This window comes from Gordonia sp. UCD-TK1, from assembly GCF_001691435.1.
In the GTDB taxonomy this organism is placed as follows: domain Bacteria; phylum Actinomycetota; class Actinomycetes; order Mycobacteriales; family Mycobacteriaceae; genus Gordonia; species Gordonia hongkongensis.
This window is the reverse complement of the sequence record NZ_LZMP01000035.1, coordinates 191,092-216,481: the sequence shown is the minus strand read 5'-3', so window position 1 is coordinate 216,481 and position 25,390 is coordinate 191,092. Positions and strand designations below refer to the sequence as shown.

18 protein-coding genes are annotated in these 25,390 nt (G+C 69.7%); 6 read left to right on the top strand and 12 right to left on the bottom strand.

The genetic code is table 11. The annotated features are described in order from the left end of the window. The first annotated feature begins 92 nt into the window (after positions 1 to 92). The 3 genes from A9310_RS18715 (at position 93) to A9310_RS18705 (ending at position 3,927) form a co-directional block, all read left to right on the top strand. A complete protein-coding gene (locus A9310_RS18715) occupies positions 93 to 1,565 on the top strand; it encodes a zinc-dependent metalloprotease (protein ID WP_065631906.1) in 1,473 nt (490 codons plus the stop codon). Positions 1,566 to 1,653: 88 nt separating this feature from the next. Beyond that, positions 1,654 to 2,595 carry a hypothetical protein gene (locus A9310_RS18710; protein ID WP_139104682.1) on the top strand — a complete coding sequence of 314 codons (942 nt, stop codon included), beginning with the start codon at positions 1,654 to 1,656 and terminating at the stop codon, positions 2,593 to 2,595. 15 nt (positions 2,596 to 2,610) lie between these two features. Then, positions 2,611 to 3,927, top strand: a complete 1,317-nt coding sequence (locus A9310_RS18705) for an AarF/ABC1/UbiB kinase family protein (protein WP_065631882.1) — start codon at positions 2,611 to 2,613, stop codon at positions 3,925 to 3,927. A 63-nt stretch (positions 3,928 to 3,990) separates the two neighbouring features. Here the strand turns inward: A9310_RS18705 and A9310_RS18700 are convergent, their stop codons facing one another. Both A9310_RS18700 and A9310_RS18695 read right to left on the bottom strand, forming a co-directional pair. Then, the gene (locus A9310_RS18700) at positions 3,991 to 4,281 is read right to left on the bottom strand and encodes a WhiB family transcriptional regulator (RefSeq protein ID WP_058251888.1); all 291 of its coding nucleotides are present in this window, start codon (positions 4,279 to 4,281) and stop codon (positions 3,991 to 3,993) included. A 610-nt stretch (positions 4,282 to 4,891) separates the two neighbouring features. Next, on the bottom strand, positions 4,892 to 7,039 hold the full coding sequence (locus A9310_RS18695; protein ID WP_065631881.1) for an ATP-dependent helicase: 2,148 nt from the start codon (positions 7,037 to 7,039) through the stop codon (positions 4,892 to 4,894). Positions 7,040 to 7,120: 81 nt separating this feature from the next. Here A9310_RS18695 and A9310_RS18690 point away from each other — a divergent pair, with 81 nt between their 5' ends. Continuing rightward, positions 7,121 to 7,405 carry a mycoredoxin gene (locus tag A9310_RS18690; protein WP_058251890.1) on the top strand — a complete coding sequence of 95 codons (285 nt, stop codon included), beginning with the start codon at positions 7,121 to 7,123 and terminating at the stop codon, positions 7,403 to 7,405. Positions 7,406 to 7,447: 42 nt separating this feature from the next. Here A9310_RS18690 and nudC read toward each other — a convergent pair whose 3' ends face one another. From nudC to A9310_RS18670, 4 genes are all read right to left on the bottom strand, one after another. After that, complete coding sequence (nudC, locus tag A9310_RS18685) at positions 7,448 to 8,383, bottom strand: NAD(+) diphosphatase (protein WP_065631880.1); 936 nt, start codon at positions 8,381 to 8,383, stop codon at positions 7,448 to 7,450. Between the two features lie 31 nt (positions 8,384 to 8,414). Next, entirely contained in the window at positions 8,415 to 9,485 is a 1,071-nt protein-coding gene (locus A9310_RS18680; RefSeq protein WP_058252009.1) for a TrkA family potassium uptake protein, read from the bottom strand. Between the two features lie 102 nt (positions 9,486 to 9,587). Further along, on the bottom strand, positions 9,588 to 12,992 hold the full coding sequence (locus tag A9310_RS18675) for an ATP-dependent helicase (RefSeq protein ID WP_065631879.1): 3,405 nt from the start codon (positions 12,990 to 12,992) through the stop codon (positions 9,588 to 9,590). Beyond that, positions 12,985 to 16,413, bottom strand: a complete 3,429-nt coding sequence (locus tag A9310_RS18670; RefSeq protein ID WP_065631878.1) for an ATP-dependent DNA helicase — start codon at positions 16,411 to 16,413, stop codon at positions 12,985 to 12,987. Before A9310_RS18670 ends, A9310_RS18675 begins: the two co-directional genes overlap by 8 nt. Before the next feature lie 108 nt (positions 16,414 to 16,521). Here A9310_RS18670 and A9310_RS18665 point away from each other — a divergent pair, with 108 nt between their 5' ends. Together A9310_RS18665 and A9310_RS18660 are read left to right on the top strand one after the other, a co-directional pair. Continuing rightward, a complete protein-coding gene (locus tag A9310_RS18665; protein ID WP_065631877.1) occupies positions 16,522 to 17,298 on the top strand; it encodes an alpha/beta fold hydrolase in 777 nt (258 codons plus the stop codon). A gap of 23 nt (positions 17,299 to 17,321) precedes the next feature. Continuing rightward, complete coding sequence (locus A9310_RS18660; RefSeq protein WP_055475541.1) at positions 17,322 to 17,624, top strand: MGMT family protein; 303 nt, start codon at positions 17,322 to 17,324, stop codon at positions 17,622 to 17,624. Positions 17,625 to 17,711: 87 nt separating this feature from the next. Here A9310_RS18660 and A9310_RS18655 read toward each other — a convergent pair whose 3' ends face one another. The 6 genes from A9310_RS18655 to A9310_RS18630 form a co-directional block, all read right to left on the bottom strand. Continuing rightward, positions 17,712 to 18,455, bottom strand: a complete 744-nt coding sequence (locus tag A9310_RS18655) for a sirohydrochlorin chelatase (RefSeq protein WP_055475542.1) — start codon at positions 18,453 to 18,455, stop codon at positions 17,712 to 17,714. Positions 18,456 to 18,472: 17 nt separating this feature from the next. Next, positions 18,473 to 19,657: a uroporphyrinogen-III synthase gene (locus A9310_RS18650; protein ID WP_055475606.1), complete on the bottom strand. Its 1,185-nt coding sequence runs from the start codon at positions 19,655 to 19,657 to the stop codon at positions 18,473 to 18,475. A gap of 5 nt (positions 19,658 to 19,662) precedes the next feature. Beyond that, positions 19,663 to 20,070, bottom strand: coding sequence for a nitrite reductase (NAD(P)H) small subunit family protein (locus tag A9310_RS18645; protein WP_175401174.1), 408 nt, complete (start codon positions 20,068 to 20,070; stop codon positions 19,663 to 19,665). A 26-nt stretch (positions 20,071 to 20,096) separates the two neighbouring features. Further along, entirely contained in the window at positions 20,097 to 22,685 is a 2,589-nt protein-coding gene (gene nirB / locus A9310_RS18640) for a nitrite reductase large subunit NirB (RefSeq protein WP_083207444.1), read from the bottom strand. Positions 22,686 to 22,722: 37 nt separating this feature from the next. Next, the gene (locus tag A9310_RS18635; RefSeq protein ID WP_055475545.1) at positions 22,723 to 24,228 is read right to left on the bottom strand and encodes a NarK/NasA family nitrate transporter; all 1,506 of its coding nucleotides are present in this window, start codon (positions 24,226 to 24,228) and stop codon (positions 22,723 to 22,725) included. A gap of 237 nt (positions 24,229 to 24,465) precedes the next feature. Further along, on the bottom strand, positions 24,466 to 25,320 hold the full coding sequence (locus A9310_RS18630; RefSeq protein WP_055475607.1) for a TIGR02569 family protein: 855 nt from the start codon (positions 25,318 to 25,320) through the stop codon (positions 24,466 to 24,468). Between the last annotated feature and the right edge of the window lie 70 nt (positions 25,321 to 25,390).

Below are 25,390 nucleotides of genomic sequence, written 5' to 3'. Positions count from 1 at the left end.
GAGTCGGATGCGCCGGCGACCATGAGCCGACTACGCGCAGGGCGAACAGTCGTCGCCGTTTGCGGGCCTCACCGGGCGGTACGGTGGAACCCATGAGTGATCTGCCCTTCGGCTTCTCGTCGTCCGGTGACGGCGATGACGACCGCGACAAGAACAGCGGTGACAAGAACAAGCCGGGCGACAATCCCGGTGGCAACCCGTTCGGCGGGGCCAACCCGTTCGGATTCGGGGGCGGGCAGGGGTTGGGAGGCGGTCCCGGCGGCGACTTCGACCCCTCGAAGTTCGATCCCAACATGATCGGCCAGATGTTCTCGCAACTGGGCAACATGTTCAGCGGTATGGGCGCGGGCATGGCGGGCGGCGGAAACGGTCCGGTGAACTACTCGGTCGCGACCAATCTCGCCCGCCAGCAGATCGGTTCGTTCACCCCGATCCTCGAGAAGGAGATCTCGGCCTCGGCCGACGCGGTCCGGCTCGCCGACGTCTGGCTCGACGACGCGACGAATTTTCCCAGCGGCGTCACCCAGACGGTGGCGTGGACACCGGTCCAATGGCTCGAGGAGTCGATGGACACGTGGAAGGGTCTGTGCGACCCGGTCGCAGAGCAGCTGGCCCGAACTTGGCAGGACAACCTCCCCGCCGAGGCGGCCCAGTTCGCCGGCCCGATGATCGGGATGCTGACCCAGATGAGCGGCATGGCGTTCGGCACCCAGCTCGGCCAGGGGCTCGGTCAGCTCGCGAAGGAGGTGCTGACGTCGACCGACGTCGGGCTGCCGCTGGCGCCCGAGGGGATCGCCGTCCTGCTCCCCGAGGCGATCGCCAAGTTCGCCGAGGGTCTGGAACAACCGGCGCAGGAGATCATCGTCTTCCTCGCCGCGCGCGAGGCCGCCCATGTGCGCCTGTTCACTCACGTCGGCTGGCTGCGTCAGCGGTTGCTGACCACCGTCGAGGAATACGCCCGCGGCATCAGTATCGATTTCAGCGGTATCACCGACGCCACCGCCGGGATCGACCCGACCCAATTGCTCTCCGACCCTTCGAAACTCGAGGAGATCATCAGTTCGTCGACGTCGTTCGAGCCGACCACGACACCTGAGCAGAAAGCGGCCCTCGGCCGTCTCGAGACCCTCCTCGCCCTGATCGAGGGCTGGGTGGAGCAGGTCGTGACCCGAGCGCTCGGCGACCGGATCCCGAGTACCGTGGCACTCACCGAGACCATGCGCCGCCGGCGCGCGTCGGGCGGGCCGGCCGAGCAGACATTCGCAACCCTCGTCGGTCTCGAGCTTCGGCCCCGCAAGGTCCGCGAGGCGTCGGAGCTGTGGCGCCGCGCGCTGGAGGCCACCGACGTCGCGACCAGGGACAGCGTGTGGGCACACCCGGATCTGCTGCCGGATGCCGATGACCTCGACAACCCTGCGGGTTTCATCGACCGGCTCCTGGGCGGCGACGACCTCGACGACCCGATCGCACAGCTCGAGAAGACGATCGCCGAGGAGAAGGCGCGCGACGCCACCGACGAGTCCCGTAACGACGACGGCGGCGACTCGGCACGAGGCGGATCGTAGGAATCCACACCACCGGTGGAACACGCCATGCTGTGGATAACCTGCTCGCCGAGCGCCCGCGACGGCGTTCGGCTGGCAGAGTTGCCGCATGTCGCCAGCCCGGACGAGTTCCAGCGCCATCTCGGTGTCCCCCTGCGCTGTTCCGCCCGCGGTCCCGCGGCTGCTCCCGGGGACGCCCGTCATCGTCCAGCCGGGCAACTCGGTCCGCGTGGGCATCGATCCGGCCGACAGCCTGCTCCTCGACTTCGACGCCTCGGTGTCGGCGTATTCCGTCGCCGGGCTGCTTCGATCGTTGGAGGATCCGTGCACGGCGGACACCTTCTCTCGCCGCGCCCGACGGGCCGGCCTTCACGACGACGACCTCGATCTGGTCCTGAGCAGTCTGGTGTCGGCCGGCCGAGCGGTTGTCGACCGCCCGCCCACGGCCGCGGAGTTCCACATCCTGATCCATGGCCAGGGGCCGATCAGCGAACAGCTGTCGACCTCGTTGCGCAGCATGGGTTTGTCAGCTCGACGGACGATGCGGCGGCTACCCGACGGGACGCTCGATGCCGTCGACACCGACCTGGTGATCCTGACCGACTTCGTCGTCCACGATCCGCGGGTGGTGTTCGCACTGACCCGGGCCCGGATCCCCCATCTGCTGGTCCGGGTCCGCGACGGGGTAGGCATCGTCGGCCCGCTGGTGCTCCCCGGACTGTCGAGTTGCCTCATGTGCGCGGACCGTCACCGGTCCGACGCGGACCCGGACTGGCCGGCCCTGGCCGTCCAGCTGATCCGGACGTCGGGTCAGGCGAGCCCGGCGGTGGTGGCGATGACCGCCGCGATGGCCCACTCGCAGATCGAGCAATTGGTGGAGGCCGTACGCGACCGGCCGCATGTGGAGCCGCGACCCGATCCGCAGCTGCTCGACCATGTGTTGGAGTTCCGAGATGACCCGACGCGGCTGGACATCAGACAATGGTCGCCGCACCCGGCCTGCGATTGTCGTCCGGCACCGGATCAGCAAGCCAGGTCGTCTATTGTGTGACGCGGAAAGGATGCTATGACCGACATCACCAAAGGACAGGGTCGCCGCAACGCGAAACTGGCCTCTCTTCCGATCGGTATGGCCGGGCGGGCTGCGGCCGGTTTCGGCAAGCGCATGGTCGGCAGGGACAAGGACGAGGTCAACCAGGAGCTCCTGGAGAAGTCCGCCGAACAACTGTTCGCCGTTCTCGGCGAACTCAAGGGCGGCGCCATGAAGGTCGGGCAGGCGCTCTCGATCATGGAAGCCGCGATCCCCGACGAGTTCGGCGAGCCGTTCCGCGAAGCGCTCACCAAGTTGCAGGCCGACGCCCCGCCCATGCCGGCCGCGAAGGTCCACAAGGTGCTCGACCAGCAGCTCGGCACCCGGTGGCGCGAGCGTTTCCGGGAATTCTCCGACGAGCCCGCGGCATCGGCGTCGATCGGACAGGTACACAAGGGAATCTGGTCGGACGGCCGTGAGGTCGCGGTCAAGGTCCAGTACCCCGGGGCCGACCACGCATTGAAGGCCGATCTGAAGACCCTGTCCCGCATGTCCGGACTCCTGCAGCGCCTGTCCCCCGGCACCGACGTCAAGGCGATGATGGACGAACTCATCGACCGGACCGAGGCCGAACTCGATTATCTCGGCGAGGCCGACAATCAGCGCGCCTTCGCCAAGGCCTACGACGGCCATCCCGACTTCCTCATCCCCAAGGTCGTCGCGAGTGCACCCAAGGTCGTCGTCTCGGAGTGGGTCGACGGCGTCCCGCTGTCGAAGATCATCACGACCGGGGTCCAGCAGACCCGCGACGACGCCGCCGCGAAGATGGCCGAATTCGAGGTCAGCTCGCCGTACCGGGTCGGACTCCTCCACGGCGATCCGCATCCGGGCAATTTCTTCCGGGCCACCGACGGGCGGTTCGGCGTACTCGACTTCGGTGCGGTCGGCCACTATCCGGAAGGCCTCCCGCCCGAGACCGGACCGATTCTCCGTCTGGCGCGGGACAAGAAGTACGACGAACTCAAAGAACTCATGATCTCCGCCGAGTTCATCCGCCCGTCCCACGCGAGCAAGGTGACGAGTGCCGACCTCGAGGCCTACCTGCGTCCCTACGTCGATCCGCTCTACAGCGAGTCGTTCCACTTCACCCGGAAGTGGATGCAGCGGGCCGCGGGCAAGGCCACCGATGTTCGCGGCGAGGTGTACAAGACGTCACGAAACCTGAACGTGCCCAAGCGTTTCGTGATGGTCTTCCGCGTGCTCGGGGGCTGCGTCGGCATCGCCTCGCAGCTCGAGGCGCATGCCCCGTACCGGGCCATCATGGAGGAGTGGGTCCCCGGCCTGGGCGACTGACCCCACCCCGCAGACACGACACCGACGCCGCGAGCATTTCTGCTCGCGGCGTCGGTTTTGTTGTCAGGCAACGTTCTTACGCGGGCGACCGCGGGGACGCTTGCGTGCGATGACGGCTCCGCGCTCGAAGATCTCGCCTCCCCAGACCCCCCAGGGCTCGGATCGATCGAGTGCGGCCTGCAGGCACTGGGCCCGCAACGGGCATTCGGCGCACATGGCCTTGGCACGCTCGAGGTCACGGGGGTCTTCGGCGAACCACAGATCTGCGTCGGCGACCTGGCAGGGCAGGTCGAGCCGGGCGGTCGCTGCGCGGTCCGCCGACATACAGGACTCGAGGACGCATTCGACAGTCATTGGTTTCTCCACATCTGCTCGTTTGGGGTGTTGAACCCGAGTCCTCGATGTGGCTCTGTGTCCGAGACCCCTGGATCGGGGTGGAGATTCGGTGACAGAAAAAGAGGGCCACGGGTGTCGCCTCTGCGATTCGCCCGTGGCCCGGAATGTCTCGGAGATCTAACTCCGGGAACTTCGGAACAGAACGGGGAACCGACGCGGCGCGGGTGCTACTGCTGCTGCGGGCGGTGCGATTCGCGCGACGCGCGCTTCGGCTGCCAGGTGCAGAACCGCCGGCGGAACGGCGACCGGGCGTGCAAAGCTCGTGCACGCTCGGGCGACCGGCATCCAGGAGCGGGTGCGACCGGTACGCGCGATGGCGGGCTGATTCGGCTTCAGCGCATGCAATTTCGGCGCATGCGTGTCGGCTGCTCTCAGGTTCGCCGCAGACTGGCAGATGCCGGCCTGGCTCACGGTGATTCCGTTCACTGATCCACTCCCTTCTGGTCTCGTGGCTTTCCGCGTTCGTGTCGGTCGTCGGTGACTGTGGCGGGCTGGTGTGACGGACGCACACAACCCATCCCCGTACTGACGGGACTCAGAGTAGACGCTGGGCCGAAACCCGCACAACCTATTTTTGACCTGCGGTTTTGACGAGTTCGATGATGTCGGCGCCGTACTCGTCGACCTTCTTCGCCCCGATTCCCGAGATCGCCACCAGCGCAGCGGTATCGGTCGGTCGTTGCTCGGCGATCGCGGTGAGCGTCTTGTCGGAGAAGACGACGAAGGCCGGCACCTTTTTCTCCTGGGCCCGCTCGCGACGCCACTCCTTGAGCGAGACCAACAGTCCTTCGTCCAGATCCGACGGGCACCCGGCGCAGCGACCGAGCAGCGTCGCGGTCGAATCCATCAACCGGGAACCGCATACCCGGCAGGTCGGTCCGCGGCGGGGCGCGCGCTCCTTCGCGATCGGCGACGCGGGCGAGTCGTCGGGCACGAGGTCGGCGAGGAACCGCGAGCGACGCCGGGCACGGCCGCCCTCGTTGCGGGCCAGGGCCCACGACAGGTGCAGGTGCTCGCGGGCACGCGTGACTCCGACATAGAACAGTCGCCGCTCTTCCTCGACCTCTTCCCAGGAGCCCTTGATCGCCTGGCTGATGGGCAGCGACCCGTCGGTGAGTCCGACGAGGAACACCGCATCCCACTCGAGTCCCTTGGCCGCGTGCAGCGACGACAGCGTCACGCCCTGCACCGTCGGGGGATGGCGCGCCTCGGCGCGGGCGGCGAGTTCGGCCGACAGTTGCGGCAGCGTCAGTTCCGGGTTCTCGGCGACCATGTCCTCGGTCAACTGGACCAGCGCTTTCAGTGATTCCCACCGGCTGCGCGCCTGCGCACCGGACGGCTGCTCCTCGCTGAGACCCAGCTCGCCCAGCACCGCGCGCACGACGTCGAGGATCTCCACGTCGGGTCTGACCTCGCGGCCAGCGACCGTCGCGAGCTGCCGCATGGCCTGCCGGACCTCGGTGCGCGCGAAGAACGCCTCGCCGCCGCGCACCTGGTACGGGATGCCCACCTCGGTCAGGGCCTGCTCGTAGTTCTCGGACTGTGCGTTGACGCGGTACAGGATCGCGATCTCGGCGGGCGCGACCCCCGATCTGATGAGGTGTTTGATCTCGATGGCGATCGCCGTCGMGGCGGCGGGCTCGTCGTCGTACTCGGCGAACTGCGGCGCCGGCCCGGGCGGGCGCTGTCCGATGAGCTGCAGGCGGGTTCCCGCGATGCGCCCCCGGGCCGCACCGATGACGCGGTTCGCCAGATCGACGACCTGCGGGGTGGACCGATAGTCGCGCTCGAGACGGACGACCGTGGCCTCCGGGAACCGGCGACTGAAATCCAAGAGATGGTTCGGCGAGGCACCGGTGAACGTGTAGATCGTCTGGTTGGCGTCACCGACGACCGTCAGGTCGTCGCGTTCCCCGAGCCAGGCGTCCAGCAGACCCTGCTGCACCGGCGTCACGTCCTGATACTCGTCGACGACGAAACACCGGTACCGCGAACGGAATTCGTCCGCGGCGCCCGGTTCGACGGTGAGGATCTGGGTCATGTAGATGAGCATGTCGTCGAAATCGAGCAACCGGTCCCCGTCGGGCGAGACCTTGGCGTCCTCGTAGTGCCCGTACACGGCCGCGACCTTCGGCGGCGGTGCCGGAGACTCGCGGCCGAGTCGGCCGACCGCCTCGACGTAGTTTTCCGGTGAGATCAGCGAGGCCTTGGCCCACTCGATCTCCGACGACAGGTCTCGCAATGTGTCGGTCGAGGTGTCGAGGCCCGAGCGGCGAGCCGCCCGCGAGATGAGCGGGAACTTGTTGTCCAGGAGCTCCCACCGGGCGTCACCGAAGGCACGCGGCCAGAAGTACCGCAGCTGACGCATGGCGGCCGCGTGGAAGGTCTGGGCCGCGACGCTGCCCCCCGAACCGCCGACACCGAGACTGCGCAGGCGGGTGCGCATCTCGCCGGCGGCGCGGGCGGTGAAGGTGACCGCCAGGACCTGGCCGGGATTGACCTGGCCGGTGTCGACGAGGTGGGCGATGCGCCTGGTGATGGTCCGGGTCTTGCCCGTGCCCGCCCCGGCCAGCACACACACCGGTCCGCGCGGCGCCAGGACTGCGGCGCTCTGCTCGGGATCGAGTCCCTCGACCGCGCCGCCACTCGCCGACACCGCAGCACGACGCGGGGACTCGGGTTTCGCGGCAGAAGTCGGATGAGGCACGGCGTCCACTATGTCACCAACCACCGACGCCGCCGGCAGGCGAACAACGCGGACGGGAACAGCAGGCCCGGACATGGTGTTATGGGACCCATGAGCAACGTGATCGACGACGAGGCCGGCGCCCGCACCTCCGACTCCGGTGAGCTGACCATGTACACCACGTCGTGGTGCGGCTTCTGCGCGCGCCTCAAGCGCGGCCTCAAGAGCAGCGGTATCAGCTGGCAGGAGATCGACATCGAGCTGAACCCGGACGCCGCCGAGTTCGTGGGCAGCGTGAACGGCGGCAACCATGTCGTCCCGACCGTCCTCTACGCCGACGGCACCACCGCCACCAACCCGTCGATCGCCGACGTGAAGGCGAAGCTGGGCGTCTGAGTCCGGTCGGCCGGCGATGAGTCCAGCGCGACGGCGGCCGGTCTATCCGGCCGCCCAGGCCTCGATCATCGAACGAGCGATGGAGATCGATCCGGGGAGGCGCAGACGGTCGGCGTCGTCGGAACCCGGCGCCTCGGCGCGGGACCAGCCGTCGCCCCGGGCCAGCGCCGCCCGGACCTCGTCGCGATGGAACCACTGCGCATCGCCGATCTCGCCGTCGAGGAACGCCAACTCGTCGGCCGGGTCGCCGAGTGCGGCGAATCCCAGCATCAGCGACCGCGGGAACGGCCACGGCTGACTGCCGAGGTAGCGCGGTTCCCGCACCACGATCCCGACCTCTTCGTACACCTCGCGCAGGACGCACTGTTCGAGCGACTCCCCCGGCTCGACGAAGCCGGCCAGCGTCGAATACCAACCCTGCGGCCACACCGACTGGCGGCCGAGCAGGATGCGATCGGCGCCGTCGTGGACGACGGTGATGATCGCCGGGTCGGTCCGCGGGAACTCGTCGCGGCCGGAATCCACACTGCGCCGGACCCAACCACCGCGGGCCGGCCGGGTGACGGAACCGTCGACCGGTGAATGACTCGCGGTCGCATGCCAGTTCAGGATTCCCAGGGCGGTCGCGAGGAGCCCCGCCTCGTCGGCGGACAGTCGCGTCGCACCGCGTCGGGCGTCATCGGTCGGTCCGTCGATGTGGTCCACCCGGCGCGTCCACAGGTCGGCTCCACCGGCGCCGCCCGACCCGTCGAAGCCGAGGATCACCGCATCCCCCGGCGGCGCCTCGGCCACGGTCGGAGCCGCAACCCAGTGCAGCGCACCGGAATCGGTGACCGGGTAGCGGCCGGCCGCGTCGATCAACAGCACCTTGGCCGTCGGCCAGCCGGCGGCCATCCGCTCGACGTCGTCGCGGATCGCGTCCGCCCGGTCGAACACCGCCCGCGACAGCAGCGGCGGCTGGGGCATGTCGAAATGCACGGTGACACGGCCTTTCTCGATGACGGAACGATCAGTCGTCGTTGGGGTTGGTGCGGACGTACAGCAGCCGGTCACCGACTTCGATCTGTTCGACCTCGCTGTCGTCGACGCGGTGCAGCACACCGTTCCGCACAACACCCAGGACGATGTCGCGGGTGTGGGCGGGCGATCCGCCGGTCTCGGTCGGGTCGACCTCGCGCTCGGCGATGGCGTAGCCGGCATCCGGGGTCAGGAGGTCCTCGATCACCTCGACCACCGACGGGGTCATCGTCGCGATCCCGAGGAGGCGGCCGGCGGTCTCCGACGACACCACCACCGAGTTGGCGCCGGACTGGCGCATCAGGTGGGTGTTCTCCGACTCCCGGATCGACGCGACGATCTTCGCCCGTGGATTGAGTTCGCGGGCGGTGAGCGTGGCGAGGACTGCCGTGTCGTCGCGGCTGGTGGCGACGACGATGCTGGCGGCGTGCGCGACACCGGCGAGGCGGAGCACATCCGACTTGGTGGCGTCGCCGCGCACGGTGACCAGCCCGTCGGAGGCGGCTGCCTCGAGCACGGTGGCGTCCGCGTCGACGACGACGATCTCGGAGGGCTTGATGCCGTCGCCCCGCATGGCGTCCACCGCGGTGCGGCCCTTGGTGCCGTAGCCGATGACCACGGTGTGATTGCGCACGGTATTCCTCCAACGCTGGATCTTGAGCGCCTGGCGCGACCGTTCGGTGAGCACCTCGAGGGTGGTACCGATCAGCACGATCAGGAACAGCACGCGCAACGGCGTGATGATGACGAGGTTGATGAAACGGGCGAACGGGGTGATCGGTGTGATGTCGCCGTAGCCGGTCGTGGAAAGGGTCACCGCGGAGTAGTAGAGCGCGTCCAGGTACGACAACTCGTTGTCCTGGGCATCGCGATAGCCGGCGCGATCCAGCCAGACCACGACCGAGGTGAACAACAGGGCCAGGGTCGCCCAGAAGACGCGCCGACCGATCGCCCGGCTCGGGCTCTGCTGGAGTTCGGGGATGCGGACGACGCCGACCAGTGCGTGGTCGGGCCGGTTGGCCAGCTCGGTACCGCCGAAGCGTCGGCGCAGACGGTTAGCCACCGGCACGCACGCGCACGTCGAGTTCGCTCACACGCTGCAATGTAGCCCACCTCGGGGCATCACAAGGCATGTGGCGGGAGCTGTCCCGGGGCACCGGCGCGCTCAGCGGGCCAGCTTCGCGGCGAGGGTCGCCTCGTCGGGCAGGTCGTCGGCCTCCAGGGTGTGCCCGTCGCGCACATAGTGGAACGCGGCGCGGACCTTGGTCGGCTCCACCCCGGCCAGCTGCGCCCACGCCAGGCGGTACGCGGCCAGCTGGATGAAGAGTGATTCCCGGCGGGCGGGTTCGGGGATGACACCGGTCTTCCAGTCCACGACCGTCCACGAACCGTCCTTCTCGGCGAACACCGCGTCGATCCGTCCGCGCACGACGATCCCGCCGATGACGGTCTCGAAGGGCACCTCCACCTCGGTCGGGCTGCGATTCGCCCACGGCGAGGAGAGGAACGCGGCCCGCAGTTCCTCGAGATCGGCGTCCGGGCTCGCGGTCGCGTCGGCGGCGCCGGGCAGTTCGTCGATGTCGAGGAGCCGTGTCGCCCCGAACCAGCGTTCCACCCAGGCGTGGAACGCGGTGCCGCGCCGGGCCATCGGGTTGGGCCGGAACGGGGTGGGCCGGCGGAGCCGGCGAGCGAACTCGGCCTCGTCGGCGTCGAGTTCGACCAGCTGGCTGACGGACAGATGGGTCGGCAACGACACCTCGACGAGCGCCTGGTTGGCCTGATGGTGCTCGGCGAGCAGGGCCGACACCTCGGCCTCCCACGCCCCGATCTCGTCTGCGGGGTCGGCCGGTGGCGTTGCGGGGGTCTCGGCGTCGGCGGGGCCGGACTGGGCAGCAGGTGTGTCGAACAGCGCGGGTGCCGCGCGGCCGGCGATGGCGTCGGCGACCAGATCGGCCGCCCGCTGTACCGAGTCGCGGCGGCCGGCGAGCGGATCGCGCGGCCACGGCGCCGCGATCGCGCGTTCGGCCAACGGATTCGGGCTGTCCGGCTCGGGCGGTGGCGTACGCACCGCGATCGACAGACCGGTCGAGTCGACGCTCGGGTCGGCGATCGCCTCATCGATGCCGGTCATCAACTCGTCGAAGAAATCCGAACCGCCGCGCGGCTTGTCGCCGGTCTCCGACCAGTGGTGCGCCGAGATCAGCAGGTCGTGCCGGGCGCGGGTGAGCGCCACATAGAGCAACCGGCGATCCTCCTCGAGTCGCCGTTCGCCGATCGCGGCCTTGTGGTCGGTCAGGGCGTCCTCGAGCTGCTTGCGGTCGGCCACGGTGTCGATCTTCAGGATCGGGAACCCCTCCGGCGCACCGTCGGCCGCCTCGGCCGGGATCGCCAGATCGCCGCGCAGGTCCGCCGGGAGTTCGCGCGCACTGCCCAACCATGTGGTGTCGGCCTTGGCGCTGGGGAAGATCCCCTTCGCCAGGTGCGGGATCGCGACGACATCCCATTCCAGGCCCTTGGCCGCATGCACGGTGAGGATCTGCACCCGCTGTTCGGCCACCTCGATGCGGCCCGGTTCGAGACCCTTCTCGATGGTCTCGGCAGCGTCCAGGAAAGCGAGCAGTCCAGGCAGATTCGCTCCCGGACGATCGGCGTAATGACTGACGTAGTCGGCGAAGGCGTCGAGGTGTTCGCGTCCGGTGATCGCACCCCGCATGCGGCGCGCCCGGATCTGCGCCTCGACGCCGACCCCGATCGTGTTCTCCACGTCGGCGACGAGTTCGGGCAGCGGTTGTCCGATGCGACGGCGCAGTGACTCCAACTGCGCACCGAACGCCCGGATGCGGGCGTAACCCTCGGGGCTGTAGTCGGTGGGTTCGCCCGGGTCGACGACGGCGTCGGCGATGCCCGCCCGGTCGACGATCTCGGTGGGCAGCACCGCGTCGAGTGCGGCGTCGAGCGCTTCCCTGCTGGTGACCACCCCGCCCGCCTCGGCGAAACTCTCCGCCGCCAGGTTGGTGGCCCGACGCCAGAGCGCGGCGAGGTCCTTGGCGCCGAGCCGCCAGCGGGCCCCGGTGAGCAGACGCATGACCGCGGTCCCGGCCATCGGGTCGGCCATCACGCGCAGGGTCGCGACGATGTCCTCGATCTCCGGGACGTGCAGCAGCCCGCCGATGCCGACCACCTCGGTGGGGATGCCCCGACTCTCGAGCTCGGCGGCCAGCGGAGCCGAATCCTCGTTGCGGCGCACCAGGATCGCAGTCGTCGGCGGCGCGACGTCCGCGGCCTCGGCTGCCCGGTATCGTTCCTCGATGGCGTCGGCGATCCAGTTCCGTTCGTCCAGAACCGTTTCGGTCAGAGCGATCGACGCCGTTCCGTGCGGGGCATCGGGACGCGGCCGGAGCACACTGACCGGGATACCGCGGCGTCGGAGCTCCGCGGAGATCTGATTCGCCAGCCGCAACCCCTGGGCCGAGTTGCGCCAGCTGGTGAGCAGTTCGAGGCGCCGGGCCGGGGTCCCGTCGGGTCGTGGGAAGTCGCGCGCGAACCGCGGCAGGTTGGCCGCCGAGGCGCCACGCCACCCGTAGATGGACTGGATGGGGTCGCCGACCGAGGTGACCGCGACCGGCGCACGGCCGTGCCCGCCGAACAGGGTCGACAGCAACACCCGTTGCGAGTGGCCGGTGTCCTGGTACTCGTCGAGGAGAACCGCGCGGAAGGCGGTGCGCTCGGCGGTCACGACCTCGGGATTGGACACCACCAGCCGTGCCGCCAGCGACATCTGGCTGCCGAAGTCGAGCGCGGACTGGGCGCGCATCGTCTCGCCCAGCGCGATGACCATCGGGATCAGCTCGCGACGTTCGTCGATGACCTCCTGGACCTTCAGCAGCGCCTGGGTCGGTTTGTCACGCTGCTTGGGGCCCTTCGGGAGGGTGTCGACGAGTTCGTACAGCGTCGAACCCGCCTGCGCGAGGTCGGCGATGTCGACGAGGTGCTCGGACATCTCGCCGTACAGCTTGAGCACCGCCTCGGTGACACTCGCCGGCACCTTCTTGGTGTTCAGTTCGCCCGGCCACGCGGAGACGAGGGAGAACGCGAGCTGCCAGAGCTCGGTCTCGGTGAGCAGCGTCGACGACGGTTCCACCGGCAGCAGCAGCCCGTAGTCGGCGATCAACCGGCCGGCGTAGGCGTGATAGGTGCTCACCTCGGGGTCGGCGCCGCGCAGGCGGGCGGCCAACGCGCCGTCGGGATCCCAGTTCCGCAGCGCCGGCGACCCGGCAAGCATCGAGAGCCGACGCCGGATGCGGGCGCCGAGTTCGCTCGCGGCCTTGCGCGTGAACGTGAGCCCGAGGATCTCGTCGGGGGCCACGAGCTGGTTGGCCACCAGCCACACCACGCGCGAGGCCATCGTCTCGGTCTTGCCGGCTCCGGCCCCGGCGACGACGAGCATCGGCTCCATGGGCGCCTCGATCACCGCCACCTGCTCGGGCGTGGGGTCGGGCAGACCCAGCGCCGCGGCCAGTGACTTCGCCCCGACCATCGGCCGTTCGGTCCGATCCTGCAGGTCAGTCATCGGTCACCGCCTTCCCCGGGATCTGGGCCGGACAGCTGGTGGTGAGGTTGCAGTGCACACAGCCCGGGTTGGGCGTCGCGCTGTACGTCGGACCGATACTCGCGCGGGCCGCGCGACGCACCACCCCGATCCACTCGTCGAGCAGCTCCGGCGTGAGCGGCGACTGAACACGCTCGGCCGCACCGGAATTACGGTTCGCGGTCGACACGTAGACCAGTCGGGCGCCGCCCGGCGCGGCGTCGCCGAACTGGGGCACGCCGCCGTGCGCCAGCGCCACCTGATAGGCCGCCATCTGCGCGTGCTCGTCGGCGTCGGCCTTGGTGATGGGGTTCTTCGAGGTCTTCACGTCGACGACGACCGGCCGGCCGGCGCCATCGGTCTCGAGGCGGTCGACACGCCCGCGCAGACGGACCGCGGGCTCATCGGAATCCGGCCCCGAAGCCGCGGGAATGGTTGCGTCGATCGGCAATTCGACGCCCACCTCCTCGAGATCGGCACGCGAGATGCGCAGCCACTCCCGGAAGTGCCCCAGCATGCCCTCGGCCCGTTCGAGTTCGCGAGCCGAGTACCAGCCCGCCCCGGTGTCGACCCGTTCCCAGATGCCGCGCAGCGCCGCCGTCACCTCGGCCGGGTCGAGCTGGCCTGCCACCGCCTGGACGAGCGTGTGCACGAGACTGCCGGTCAGCGCGGGGGTGCCGTCGCCGTCGCGGCCGCCGTTGCGTTCGAGCACCCACCGCAGCGAACAGCGGGTCAGTGCATCGACATTCGACGGTGAGAGCGTCAGCGCCCCCGACTCCGGCGTCCACAGCGGATCGTCGGTGCTGGGTGCGGCGAGCCCGAACCAGTCGCGCGGGTGGGCACCCGGGATGTCGGAGTCGGCGAGCTCGGCCAGCAGACGCGCCGCGGCCTTCGTCCGGGGTGCATCGGGTTCATCGACGCCGGCGATCACCGCCGACCGCAGTGTCGCGACGAGGGACGGCAACGAGAGCACCCGGTCGACGCCTGGATCGAGCCGTACCTCGGCGCGGGCCGACTCGGCCGGATCGTCGGTGTCCCCCACCAGATCTGCGAGCTCGGTGATGAACCGCGACGGCGAGGCGTCCCCGCTGCCGTCCTCGACCGCGGTCACGAGCAGCCGGTTGCGGGCCCTGGTGCAGGCGACGAGGAAGAGCCGACGCTCGTCGGCGAGTGCCGTCGCCCCACGGGCGACGGTGTCCACGGCGTCGGCGGCCATGCCGTCGAGGAGGTCGACGAGTTGCCCGGTGGCGAGAACGCCACCCCGGCTGCGCAGCGACGGCCACAGTCCGTCCTGGACCCCGGCGACGGCGACGACCTCCCATTCCCGCCCCACCGCGGCGTGCGCGGACAGCACGGTCACCGACTCGGTTGCGGCGGTGGCTGTTCGGCTGTCGCGCGGGATCTGCAACTGGGACAGGTAGTGCACGAATCCGGCGGGCCCGGCCGCGGGCAGCGTGTCGGTGAAATCCGCGGCGGATTCGAACATCGCCATGACCGCGTCGAGGTCGCGGTCGGCCTGCTCACCGGCCGGGCCGCCGCGGACCGCCGATGCCGCCCACCGCCGCTCGAGTCCCGTGGCCTGCCACGCCGCCCACAGGGTCTCCTCGATCCCGCGGCGCGCGTCATGGACCCGCTGGGCCGCACCGACGACGTCCAGCACGCGGGCCAGCGGCGCCGCCTCGGTCTCGGTGAGCCGTCGGCGATAGCGCGCGCCGACCTCGGGGTCGAGGATGGCGCGGGTCAGCGACGTGAGCGAATCCGGTTGTCCCGCTGGTTCGTCGGCATCGTCGAGACGCCGCACACCGCGTCGGAGACGGCGCATCGAGCCCGGGTCGGCGGCCCCGATCGGACCGGACAGCAACGTGAGCGTGTCCTCGGTGGTGAAAAGGTCGGTGGTGGCAGAGTCGGTGGGGTCGGGGTCGGACAGGTCGGTACCTGTTTCCGCGGCCGCCCGCGCGGCGACGGCGCGCAGCACCAGCATCAGTCCGATGACGGCTCGTTGCCGATGCAGGGGCAGGTCGCTCGCGGGCGTCGTCAGGGGTACGCCCGCGGACCGGAAGGCGCGTCGGAGCGGCGGCAGGGCCAGGGACACCGACCGGACGACGACCGCCATCTGCGACCACGGGACCCCGTCGAACAGATGCGCACGCCGCAGGAGGTCGGCGATGGCGGTGGCCTCTTTCGCGGCAGACCCGTACACGCGCACCGCGGCCGCGCCTCCCCCATCGGCAGCGCCCGGGTCGGCGTCGGCCGAATCCGTCACCGGGTCGGGATACGGGTGCGGGCGAGCGCCGGGCAGCCGGGCGGCGATCGCGCGCCCGAGGCGGGACAGCTCGGGCCGGGCGCGGTGATCGTGTTCCAGCAGGATGTCGAACGGGCTGCCCGGTTCGGCCAGCCCGTCCGCGAATCGCGGACTCGCACCCCGGAATCCGAACACGGACTGGTCGGTGTCGGCGGCGATGATCGTCGAGAGGGTTCCGGTGCCGACCAGCGTGATGAGCTGCGCCGCCTGCGGGTCGAGATGCTGCGCGTCATCGACCAGCAGATGTCGGATACGACGGCGCTCGCCGCTCAGCAGGTCGGGATCGGTGGCGAAGGCCGACAGGGCCGACCCGATCAACTCGGCCGCGTCGACCGCGGGCGCCGAGGCCCCCGGGGTCTCGAGCCCGACCGCCCCGCGCAGCAGCATGTTCTGCTCGTACTGCGCGTAGGCCCGGGCGGCCGCGGCCCACTCCGGTCGTTTGTGCGTACGCCCCAGCGCGGCAAGCTCTTCCGGACCCACCCCGCGTTCGGCGGCGCGCATCATCAGGTCGCGCAACGCCTGGGCGAACCCGTCGGTGCCCAGCGCGGGCCGTAGGTGGGCAGGCCAGTACCCGGCGCCGTCCTCGATGTCACCGGCGAGCAGTTCACGCAGGACGACATCCTGTTCGGACCCCGTGATGAGGCGCGGCGGCGGATTGTTGTGGGCCTGCGCCTGTAAGCGGAGGATCGCGAAGGCGTAGGAGTGCACGGTCCGCACCAGTGGCTCGCGCAGCGCACCGCCGAGCACCCGGCGACCGCTCGAGCCCGCGGACAGGACGCGCCGGGTGATCTCCTCCCGGAGCGCGACGGCGGCGCGTCGGCTCGACGCCAGGACGAGGACCGACTCCGGATCGGTGGCGGGGTCGAGCAGGCGGGCGACCGCGGCGTCGACGATCAGCGCGGTCTTTCCGCTCCCGGGGCCGCCGTGCACCCGCACCGGGCGCCACGCCTGCTCCTCGTCCGCCGGCCGACTCGTGGGCGGGTCGATCACCTGCGCCACCGACGGTGGCCAGTACCGGGTCCGGTCCGTCGGGTCGGGGGCCGCGACGAGTCGCGCACGCAGCGCGCTCCGCGGGGTCTGGGCACCCGGTTTCCGACTCATGCACCCATCGAATCACGGCCCACCGACGGCCTCGTCGGCCGTGCCCGCGACCTGTGTCCCCGCGACCTGTGTCAGAGTCCGCCGCGCGGCGTACGGCAGGATGGACGGGTGACAGCTCTCAACACGCATGTCTTCGGCAGCGGTCCTGCGGTTCTCGCGATCCACGGACTCACCGGGCACGGCCGCCGCTGGGCAGCGCTGACCGATCACCTCCCCGGCGTGCGCCTCGTCGCGCCGGATCTGATCGGTCACGGCCGGTCCCCGTGGCGACCGCCATGGAGCATCGAGCACCAGGTGCGGGCGTTGTCCGCGGTGATCGACGAACACATCCCCGCCGATGAGCATCCGGTGGTCGTCGTGGGTCACTCGTTCGGTGGCGCGCTGGCGTTGCACCTGGCCAACCGCCGCCCGGATGCGGTGAAGGGGCTGGTGCTGCTCGACCCCGCGCAGGGCCTCGACCCCGAATTCGCGCTCGACGTGGCCACCGACAGTCTCGACAACTGGGACTACGCGGATGCCGACACCGCCCGCGCCGCGAAACGTGCGGAGGGCTGGGCCGCCGTTCCCGACCAGCTCATGGAGGCCGAACTCGCCGAACACCTCGTCCCCCGGCCGCGCGGCCGGGTCGGCTGGCGGGTGAGCGCACCCGCCGCAGCGGCGTCGTGGAGCGAGATGGCAAGGCCCGCAGTGCTTCCGCCGCCAGGTGTGCCCACCCACGTGGTGGTCGCCGACCAGGTCCAGCCCCCGTTCGTGCGGCCGGCCTTCCTCGATGCGTGCGCGAGCGAGCGCAGCGACGAGGTCACCGTCCACCATGCCGACTGCGGCCACATGGTGCCGTTCCTCGAGCCCGGGCTCGCGGCCGCGCTGGTCCGATCGCTGCTGTAGCGACGACATCTGTCGAGGCGACGATGGCAGCCATCACCGAGGAGCAGGTCGAACAGGTCCGCGCACTCGTGTCGGCCATTCCGGCCGGCCAGGTGAGCACTTACGGCGACCTGGCCGCCGCGGCCGGGTTGTCGAGCCCGCGGATCGTCGGCTGGATCATGCGGACCGATTCGGCCGACCTGCCCTGGCACCGTGTGGTGCCCGCCGGCGGCCGGCCGGCGCCGCATCTCGCGACTCGTCAGCTGGAACGGCTGCGGGCGGAGGGTGTTCCGGTCACCGACGGGCGAATCCGACTGCGCGAGTGCCGGTGGGACCCCGCCACGTGACCGACCCGCAAACCCACCYKTTYTCGGCATACCCACCCCCTTGGAGGGTGCTGGATATGCCGAAAAAGGGTGGGTTTGCGGGGCAGCTCAGACGTGGCGCGGGACCGGCACACGTCGGTACGGACTGATGGCCGCACGCATCCGCGTGACGATCAGGTCGACGATCCTGGGGTCCGGCCCCAGGGGTGCGGCGACCGCGTCCGCGCCGTAGGTGCTCAGGCGCTGATGGAACAGGCCCGGGGCGAGGAGGTGGCTGGCGATCACGACCCGCCGTCCCGTGCGCCGGGCCCGCTCGACCGCCTCGGGCACAGTGGGGGTCGCGGTCGTGATGAACCCGACCTCGACCCGTCCGCCGATCAGCGATTCCAGCTGCCGGGCGGCCAGATGAACCTGCCCGCAGGCACTCTCGTCCGACGACCCGGCGGCGGCGAGCACGACCGCGTCGCCCGGTTCCCAGCCCGCTTCGGCCAGCCGGAGTCGGGCGACCGAGGCGATGGCCGGATCGGGACCCAGCGCCCGGGTGACGACGGTGTCCGCCCGGCCGGCGGCCGCGACGTGTTCGGGCAGGTCCTTGCGGACGTGGTAGCCCGAGGCGAGGAACGCGGGCACCAGCACCGCCGGACGTTCCAGGTCGGCGATGACCTCGCTCGGCGTCGGTCCGAGGACGTCGACGAATGCGGTGCGGGTGAGCCCGATGCGGGCGCTGACGGCCTCGGCGATCTCTGCGATCACGTTGACCCCGTGCGGGTTGCGGGTCCCGTGCGCGACCAGGACGGGGCTGTACCCCTGCAACCGGTCACCGTGCGGAAGCCGTACATGGTTGTCGTGCATGTGTTCTCGCTTCCTTCTCACTCGTCTTCGGCGTCGTACTCGAGGTCGACCGCGAGCCGGTAACCACGCTTGACGACGGTTTGTACCATCTTCGAATCCCCCAGTGCGGCACGGAGTCGCGCGACGGCGACCTCGACCGCATGGGTGTCGGAGCTGTCGCCGGGCAGACCGGCGAGCAACTCCTGCCGCGAGACCACGCGACCGGGGTTGCGGGCCAACAGTTTGAGCAGGAGCAGACTCGTCGCCGACATCTCCCGGAGCTCACCGTCGACCACGACCGCCTGGCCGCGGATGGCGGTGTCGTGCCCGGCGACCCGCAGCAGGTGGCTCCGCCGCGGCAGTTCGTCGGTGATCAGGCGCGCGAGCGCGCCGAGACGGAACCGGCGCGGGTAGATCGTCGGGATCTGCAGCGCCTCCAGCGGACTGGCGGTCACCGAGCCCACGCACATGACCGGTACCGCGGTCCGCAGTGCGTGGATGAACTGCTGCAGCTTGCCGAGTTCTTTGGCACGGGTCAGGATCGACGCCGCCGCCGGAGCGCTGGTGAAGGTGATCGCGTCGAGATCGCCGCGGAGCACCGCGCCGATCATCTTGTCGATGCGCGCCACGTCGGGGTGCATGTGCCAGCGGTACACCGGGATCGCCACCACCTCGGCACCGGCGGCGCGCAGCACCGTGCAGAAGTCCGGCAGCGGTTCCCACTCGCTGGTGGCACCGTGCAACTGCACCGCGATCCGGACGCCGTCGACGCCCTCTTCCAGCAGCCGGTCGAGGACCTCCGAGGAGGACTCGCTCTCCGGCGACCACTCCTCGCGCAGCCCCGCCGCCCGGATCGCGCCCTTGGCCTTCGGGCCGCGTGCGATCAGCCGGCTATCGGACAGCGCCCGTAGGACGGCCTCGGCGTTACCCCACCCGTCGGCGGCCTCGACCCACCCGCGGAAGCCGATACCGGTCGTGGCGACCATCACCTCGGGCGGGTGGGCGATGAGTTCCTCGGTCACCCGCTCGAGTTCGGTGTCGTCGACCAGCGGCAGGATGCGGATGGTCGGGGCCTGCATCACCTCGGCACCGCGTCGTTCCAGCAGTACCGCGAACTCCTCGGCGCGACGCGCGGCGGTGATCCCGATCGTGAAACCGGCGAGCGGCAACGGGTCGGGGTCCGGTGAGGTTGCGCCGGCAGGGTCTGCACCGGCGGGGGTCATGGTGTTCACGCCGGGAAGAACACCTCGACGATGCGGTTGACCACCCGCACACCGTAGCTGGGGACCGACACCGTCTCGTCGTCCAGGCAGATCCCGGTGCGCAGCGCGAAGACCTGTTTACCCAGCGGCGAGGCGACGGTGGGTTCGCCCCCGCGGTCGCCGGTGAGTCCCCGGGAGAGGACCGCGGCGCGACCGAACGGATCGATGTTGCCGATCGCGTACAGGCGGGAGCGCCCGGGCGCCGCCTCGCGATCGGACTCGGCGGCGGGCAGACGGAACAGCGCGGCCTGCACACCCTCGGGACCCAGCACGGCGACGCCGCGACCGACGATCAGGTCGTCGATCAAACAAGCGCGCACCCAGCTCCCCTCACACTCCGTGGCGGCGCCGGTGGGTGTCGTCTCTGCGGACATGGTGTCGGCCTCCCCTGGCGCGATGGTCATGTGGGCACTCCTTCTCTCACCGGTCGCTCGCTCACTCCATCGGGGCCCGACGGAGCGGTCGCACCCGGACGGACCGCCGGCATGTCGAGCAGCACCGGCGCCTTGCGCTCGTACTCGGAGAACCGGATCGTCGGGTCGACGACATCGGGCGCATTCACGAACGAGACGAACCGCTTCAGCTTGTCCTCGTCCGCGAGCACCGCGGCCCACTCGTCCTGGTAACCGCCGACGTGGCGGGCCATCGCCTCCTCGAGTTCGGCGGCGAGCCCCAGGCTGTCCTCACACACCACGTCCTTCAGATGGTCGAGACCACCTTCGAGCGACTCCAGCCACGGCGCCGTGCGCTGCAGTCGATCGGCGGTTCGGATGTAGAACATGAGGTACCGATCAATGTAGGCGACGAGGGTCTCGTCATCCACTCCGCTGGCGAGCAGCACCGCATGCTTCGGGCTCTGGCCGCCGTTGCCGCCGACGTAGAGGTTCCAGCCGTGCTCGGTGGCGATGACGCCGACGTCCTTGCCCCTCGCCTCGGCGCACTCGCGGGCACATCCCGAGACCCCGAACTTGATCTTGTGGGGTGAGCGCAGTCCGCGGTACCGCTTCTCCAGGAGCACGGCCATGCCGACCGAGTCCTGCACGCCGTACCGGCACCACGTCGAACCGACGCAACTCTTCACCGTCCGCAGGCTCTTGCCGTACGCCTGCCCCGACTCCATCCCGGCGTCGACGAGGCGCCGCCAGATCTCGGGCAACTGATCGACGCGCGCACCGAACAGGTCGATCCGCTGCCCACCGGTCACCTTGGTGTACAGCCCGAAGTCGCGCGCGATCTCACCGATCACGATCAGCTGCTCGGGCGTGACCTCGCCACCGGGCATCCGCGGCACGACCGAGTACGAGCCGTTCTTCTGCATGTTCGCCAGGAAGTGGTCGTTGGTGTCCTGCAGCGCGGCCTGCTCGCCCTCGAGGATGTGGTCGCTGGAGGTCGACGCGAGGATCGACGCGACCGTCGGCTTGCAGATCTCGCAACCCTGCCCGCTGCCGTACCGGTCGACGAGTTCGGAGAACGTGCGGATACCGGTCACCGCGACGATCTCGAACAGCTCGGCGCGCGACTGGGTGAAGTGGTCGCACAGCGACTTGCTCAGTTCGACCCCGGACGCGGCGAGCAGTTGCTTGATGCTGGGCAGGCAGCCACCGCAGGTGGTGCCGGCCGAGGTGCAGCCCTTGACCGCGGCGATGTCGCACGCGCCGTCGGCGATCGCCGAGCAGATGGCACCCTTCGAGACGCCGTTGCACGAGCAGATCTCCGCGTCGTCGGGCAGTGCGTCCATACCCACCGCAGCGCCGCCCTCGGGTGCGATGAGGGCCGCCGGGTCGCCCGGGATCTCCCGGCCGACCATCGGCTTGAGCATCGCGTAGGCCGATGCGTCGCCGACCAGGATTCCGCCGAGCAGCGTCTTCGCGTCGTCGCTGACGACGATCTTCGCGTACCGGCCGGCGACCGCGTCGTGGTAGGTGATCTCCAGCGCGTTCTCAGTGGTGCCGAACGCATCCCCGAAGCTGGCCACGTCGACGCCGAGGAGCTTCAGCTTCGTGGACAGGTCGGCACCGGGGAACTCCGACGTCCCGCCGAGCAGACGGTCGGCGACCATCTCGGCGGTCGAGTAACCGGGGGCGACGAGGCCGTAGCAGCGGCCTTCGACGGCGGCGACCTCGCCGATGGCGTAGACGTTCTCGTCGTCGGTTCCACAACCGGCGTCGACGAGCACGCCGCCGCGCTCGCCGACGGCCAGTCCCGCGTCCCGAGCGAGCTGATCGCGCGGTCGGACGCCGGCGGAGAACACCACGAGCGAGGCGTCGATCGTCGACTCGTCGGACAGCGTGACCCGCAGGCCGCCGTCCTCGGCGTCGGCGATCTCCGACGTCCCGACCCCGGTGTGGACCTCGAGTCCGAGCTCGGTCACCAGGTTCTTCAGGATCGCGCCGCCACCCTCGTCGACCTGCATCGGCATCAGACGCGGGGCGAACTCCACCACGTGCGGGGTCATCCCCATGAGCTTGAGTGCGTTGGCGGCCTCGAGTCCGAGCAGGCCGCCGCCGACGACCACACCCGTCGCACCCGGACCGGCGGCCTCGGCCGCGGCCCGGATGTCGTCGAGGTCGTCGAGGGTGCGGTAGACGAAGCACCGGTCGTTGTCGTGGCCGGGAACCGGCGGGACGAAAGCGTAGGAACCGGTGGCCAGAACGACTGCGTCGTAGTCGATCTCGCGACCGCTCGAGGTGACGACCCGGCGGGCGTCTCGATCGATGCCGGTGACGGTCTCGCCCAGATGCGTGACGACCCGATCGTCCCCGGCGTACGTGTTCCCCTCGAGTGCGAGAGAATCCCGAAGCCAGGCACCGACATACGAGGACAGCCCCACCCGGTCGTAGGCCGGGTCGATCTCCTCGCTGACGATCTCGATACGCCACAGGTCGGTCGCGTCACGCTCGCGGAGCGCCTGGACGAAGCGGTGACCGACCATGCCATGGCCCACCACCACAACTGTCTTGGTTGTGCGCGTTGCGGTTTCGCTGTTCACTGCTCTTTGCTCCCTTGCCTCGCCGGTCCCGTGAGGATCAGGCCAGCGCTTCCTTGGTTGCCTGCTTGTCGGTGCCCTCGGCGGCAGCACCGGTCGATGCGGTCCCGTCGACAGTCGGTGCCGTTTCGTCATGGGCACCGGTGACCGCGAGATCGGTGGTCTCCGCGATGACGATCGGGCGCCGGGCGTAGAACCACCAGGTCACGACCGCTGCCAGGACGTAGAAGAGCATGAACACCCAGAAGGCCATCGTCGCCGACTTGTTGGACTGGTAGCTGGCGCGCAGCACCAGGTTGATACCCACACCGCCGAGACCGCCTGCGGCACCGGCGATCCCGATGAGCGCGCCGGACATGCTCCGCGACCACTTCGTCTTCCCGAGCGAATTCAGTCCGCTCTGCGCCTGCGCCTTGTGCTCCCAGATGGTCGGGATGATCTTGTAGACCGACCCGTTGGCCAGGCCCGAGAGCAGGAACAGCAGGATGAAGCCGATGATGAAGGCCGTCAACGTGGCGCCGGTGATCGTCTTGCCGTTGTTGTCGGCGATCGTGCCGGCGACCACGAGGATCGCCGCGGAGAAGACCATCGCGATGAAGGTGTACAGCGTCACCTTGCCGCCGCCGACGCGATCGGCCAGTTTTCCGCCGTAAGGACGGATGACCGACCCCAGCAGCGGACCGATCCAGACGATCTGCGCTGCTGCCAGCGCCGGCTTCGCGACTCCGGCCTCGGTGAAGCTGATGTTGAGGACCTGGCCGAACGCGAACCCGAAGCCGATGAAGGAACCGAACGTACCGATGTAGAGCAGGCAGATCAGCCACGTGTCGCGGTACTTGAGGCAGTCGAGCATCGCCCGGCCGCTGGCCGTCTGGTGGTCCAGGTTGTCCATGTAGAGGGCGGCACCGATACCGGCGACGGCCAGGGCGACGAGGTAGATGGCGCACACGATCTCGGGTTGGTCGGCGGCGAGCCAGATGACCAGCAGACCGATGACCTGCACGACCGGCACGCCGATGTTGCCGCCGCCGGCGTTGAGTCCGAGCGCCCAGCCCTTCAGCCGTTGCGGGTAGAACGCGTTGATGTTGGTCATCGACGACGCGAAGTTGCCGCCACCGAAACCGGTGATGGCCGCGACGGCGAGGAACCAGCCGAACCCGAACTCGCCCGGGTTCATCATCAGCATCATCGTCAGCCCGGTCGGGATGAGCAGCACGACGGCGGAGAAGATCGCCCAGTTGCGGCCGCCGAACTTGGCGGTGGCCTGCGTGTACGGGATACGCAGGCAAGAACCGACCAGCGTCGCGGTGGCGGCGATGACGAACTTCTGGTCCATGCTGATGCCGTACTCAGGGCCCATGAACAGGGCCATCACCGAGAACAGGGACCAGATCGAGAATCCGACATGCTCACAGATGACCGACCAGATCAGATTGCGCTTGGCGATCGCGGCATTGCCGTTGTCCCAGGCGACCCGGTCCTCCGGGTCCCAGTCGGTGATCGTGTGGTCCCGTGTCAGTTGTGCTCTGAGATCTGCGAATGCCAAGGCTCCGCCTCCGATGGTTGCTGGTCTACGTGGTGTCACTGCCGTGCACAGGGCTGCGTGCAGTGGTGGCTGTCGTGGAAGACGCCGACACCGGTGTCGTGCGACTCGAGACCAAGTGTGAAGGGGGCGTGTTGCGCGGATTTTCCGCGAGGTGACCGCATCGTCACGTTGTCCTCACTCCGTCACGCGGGCGTTGTGAGAACCCTGTCAGCGGTCAGTCAGGGCTGTGAGCTGCGGTTATACGAGTAAACGTACATGTTCGACGACTCGCTGCAACCCGGGCAGTGCGCCCGAGGTCGACCGCGGGTGCAGCGCGTGGACTGCCAACCGGAACATCGTCGCCCGCAGCATCATCTGCGGCCACTCGGGCTGATCCGACCATCGCTGGATGAGTTCGGTGTCGGCACCACCCCACGCCAGGGCGTCGACCACCGCGACCGCCGCCGCCCACGGGGCGGGCCGCCAGTACGGGACGATGTCGGTGATCCCCGGGGCCGCGGCACCGGCGAACAGCACCGTGCCGAAGAGGTCACCGTGCACGACCTGAGACGGCAGGTCCACCGGCTTACGAAGCTTCGCAAGGGTTTTCAGCATGTCGACGCTCTGCACACCGTCGGGTGCGGTCGGCTCGGCCATACCGGCGGCCCGGGCCGAGCGCAGCGGGACGTCCTCCCAGGCGGCACGATCGGCCGCGGTGAACACGTCGACGTCGGTGTGCGGCGGAGCAGGCGGCTGCAGCAGGAACCGGGGCCGTTCGAGCGAGGCGGTCGCCTCGTGCAGCCGGTCGGCGACCAGGACGACCTCGTCGTGCCGCGGTTCGGGCGTCCCGGCGATGTAGGTGTCGGCCCGCCAGCCCGACACCACATACCGGCCGTCGGTGGCGCGGAACGGACGCGCGATGCGCATCCCCTCCACGAACAGGGATTCGCGCACCGACGCCGACCACGCGGCGCGCGCGTGGTCGGGAACCAGTGAGAGCACGACTTCGCCGACACGCCACCCGCCGACCCACGATTCCCCCATCGCGATGGGCGGGTGGGCGGTGAGCCCGAACGTGTTCAACACGTGTCCGGGCGGCTCGACGGTGTTCACGTCGGCCAGATTACCGAGCGCGGTAGTCCGTTTCCGGAAGGCACGCGGCAACCACCCGCACCGACGTGCG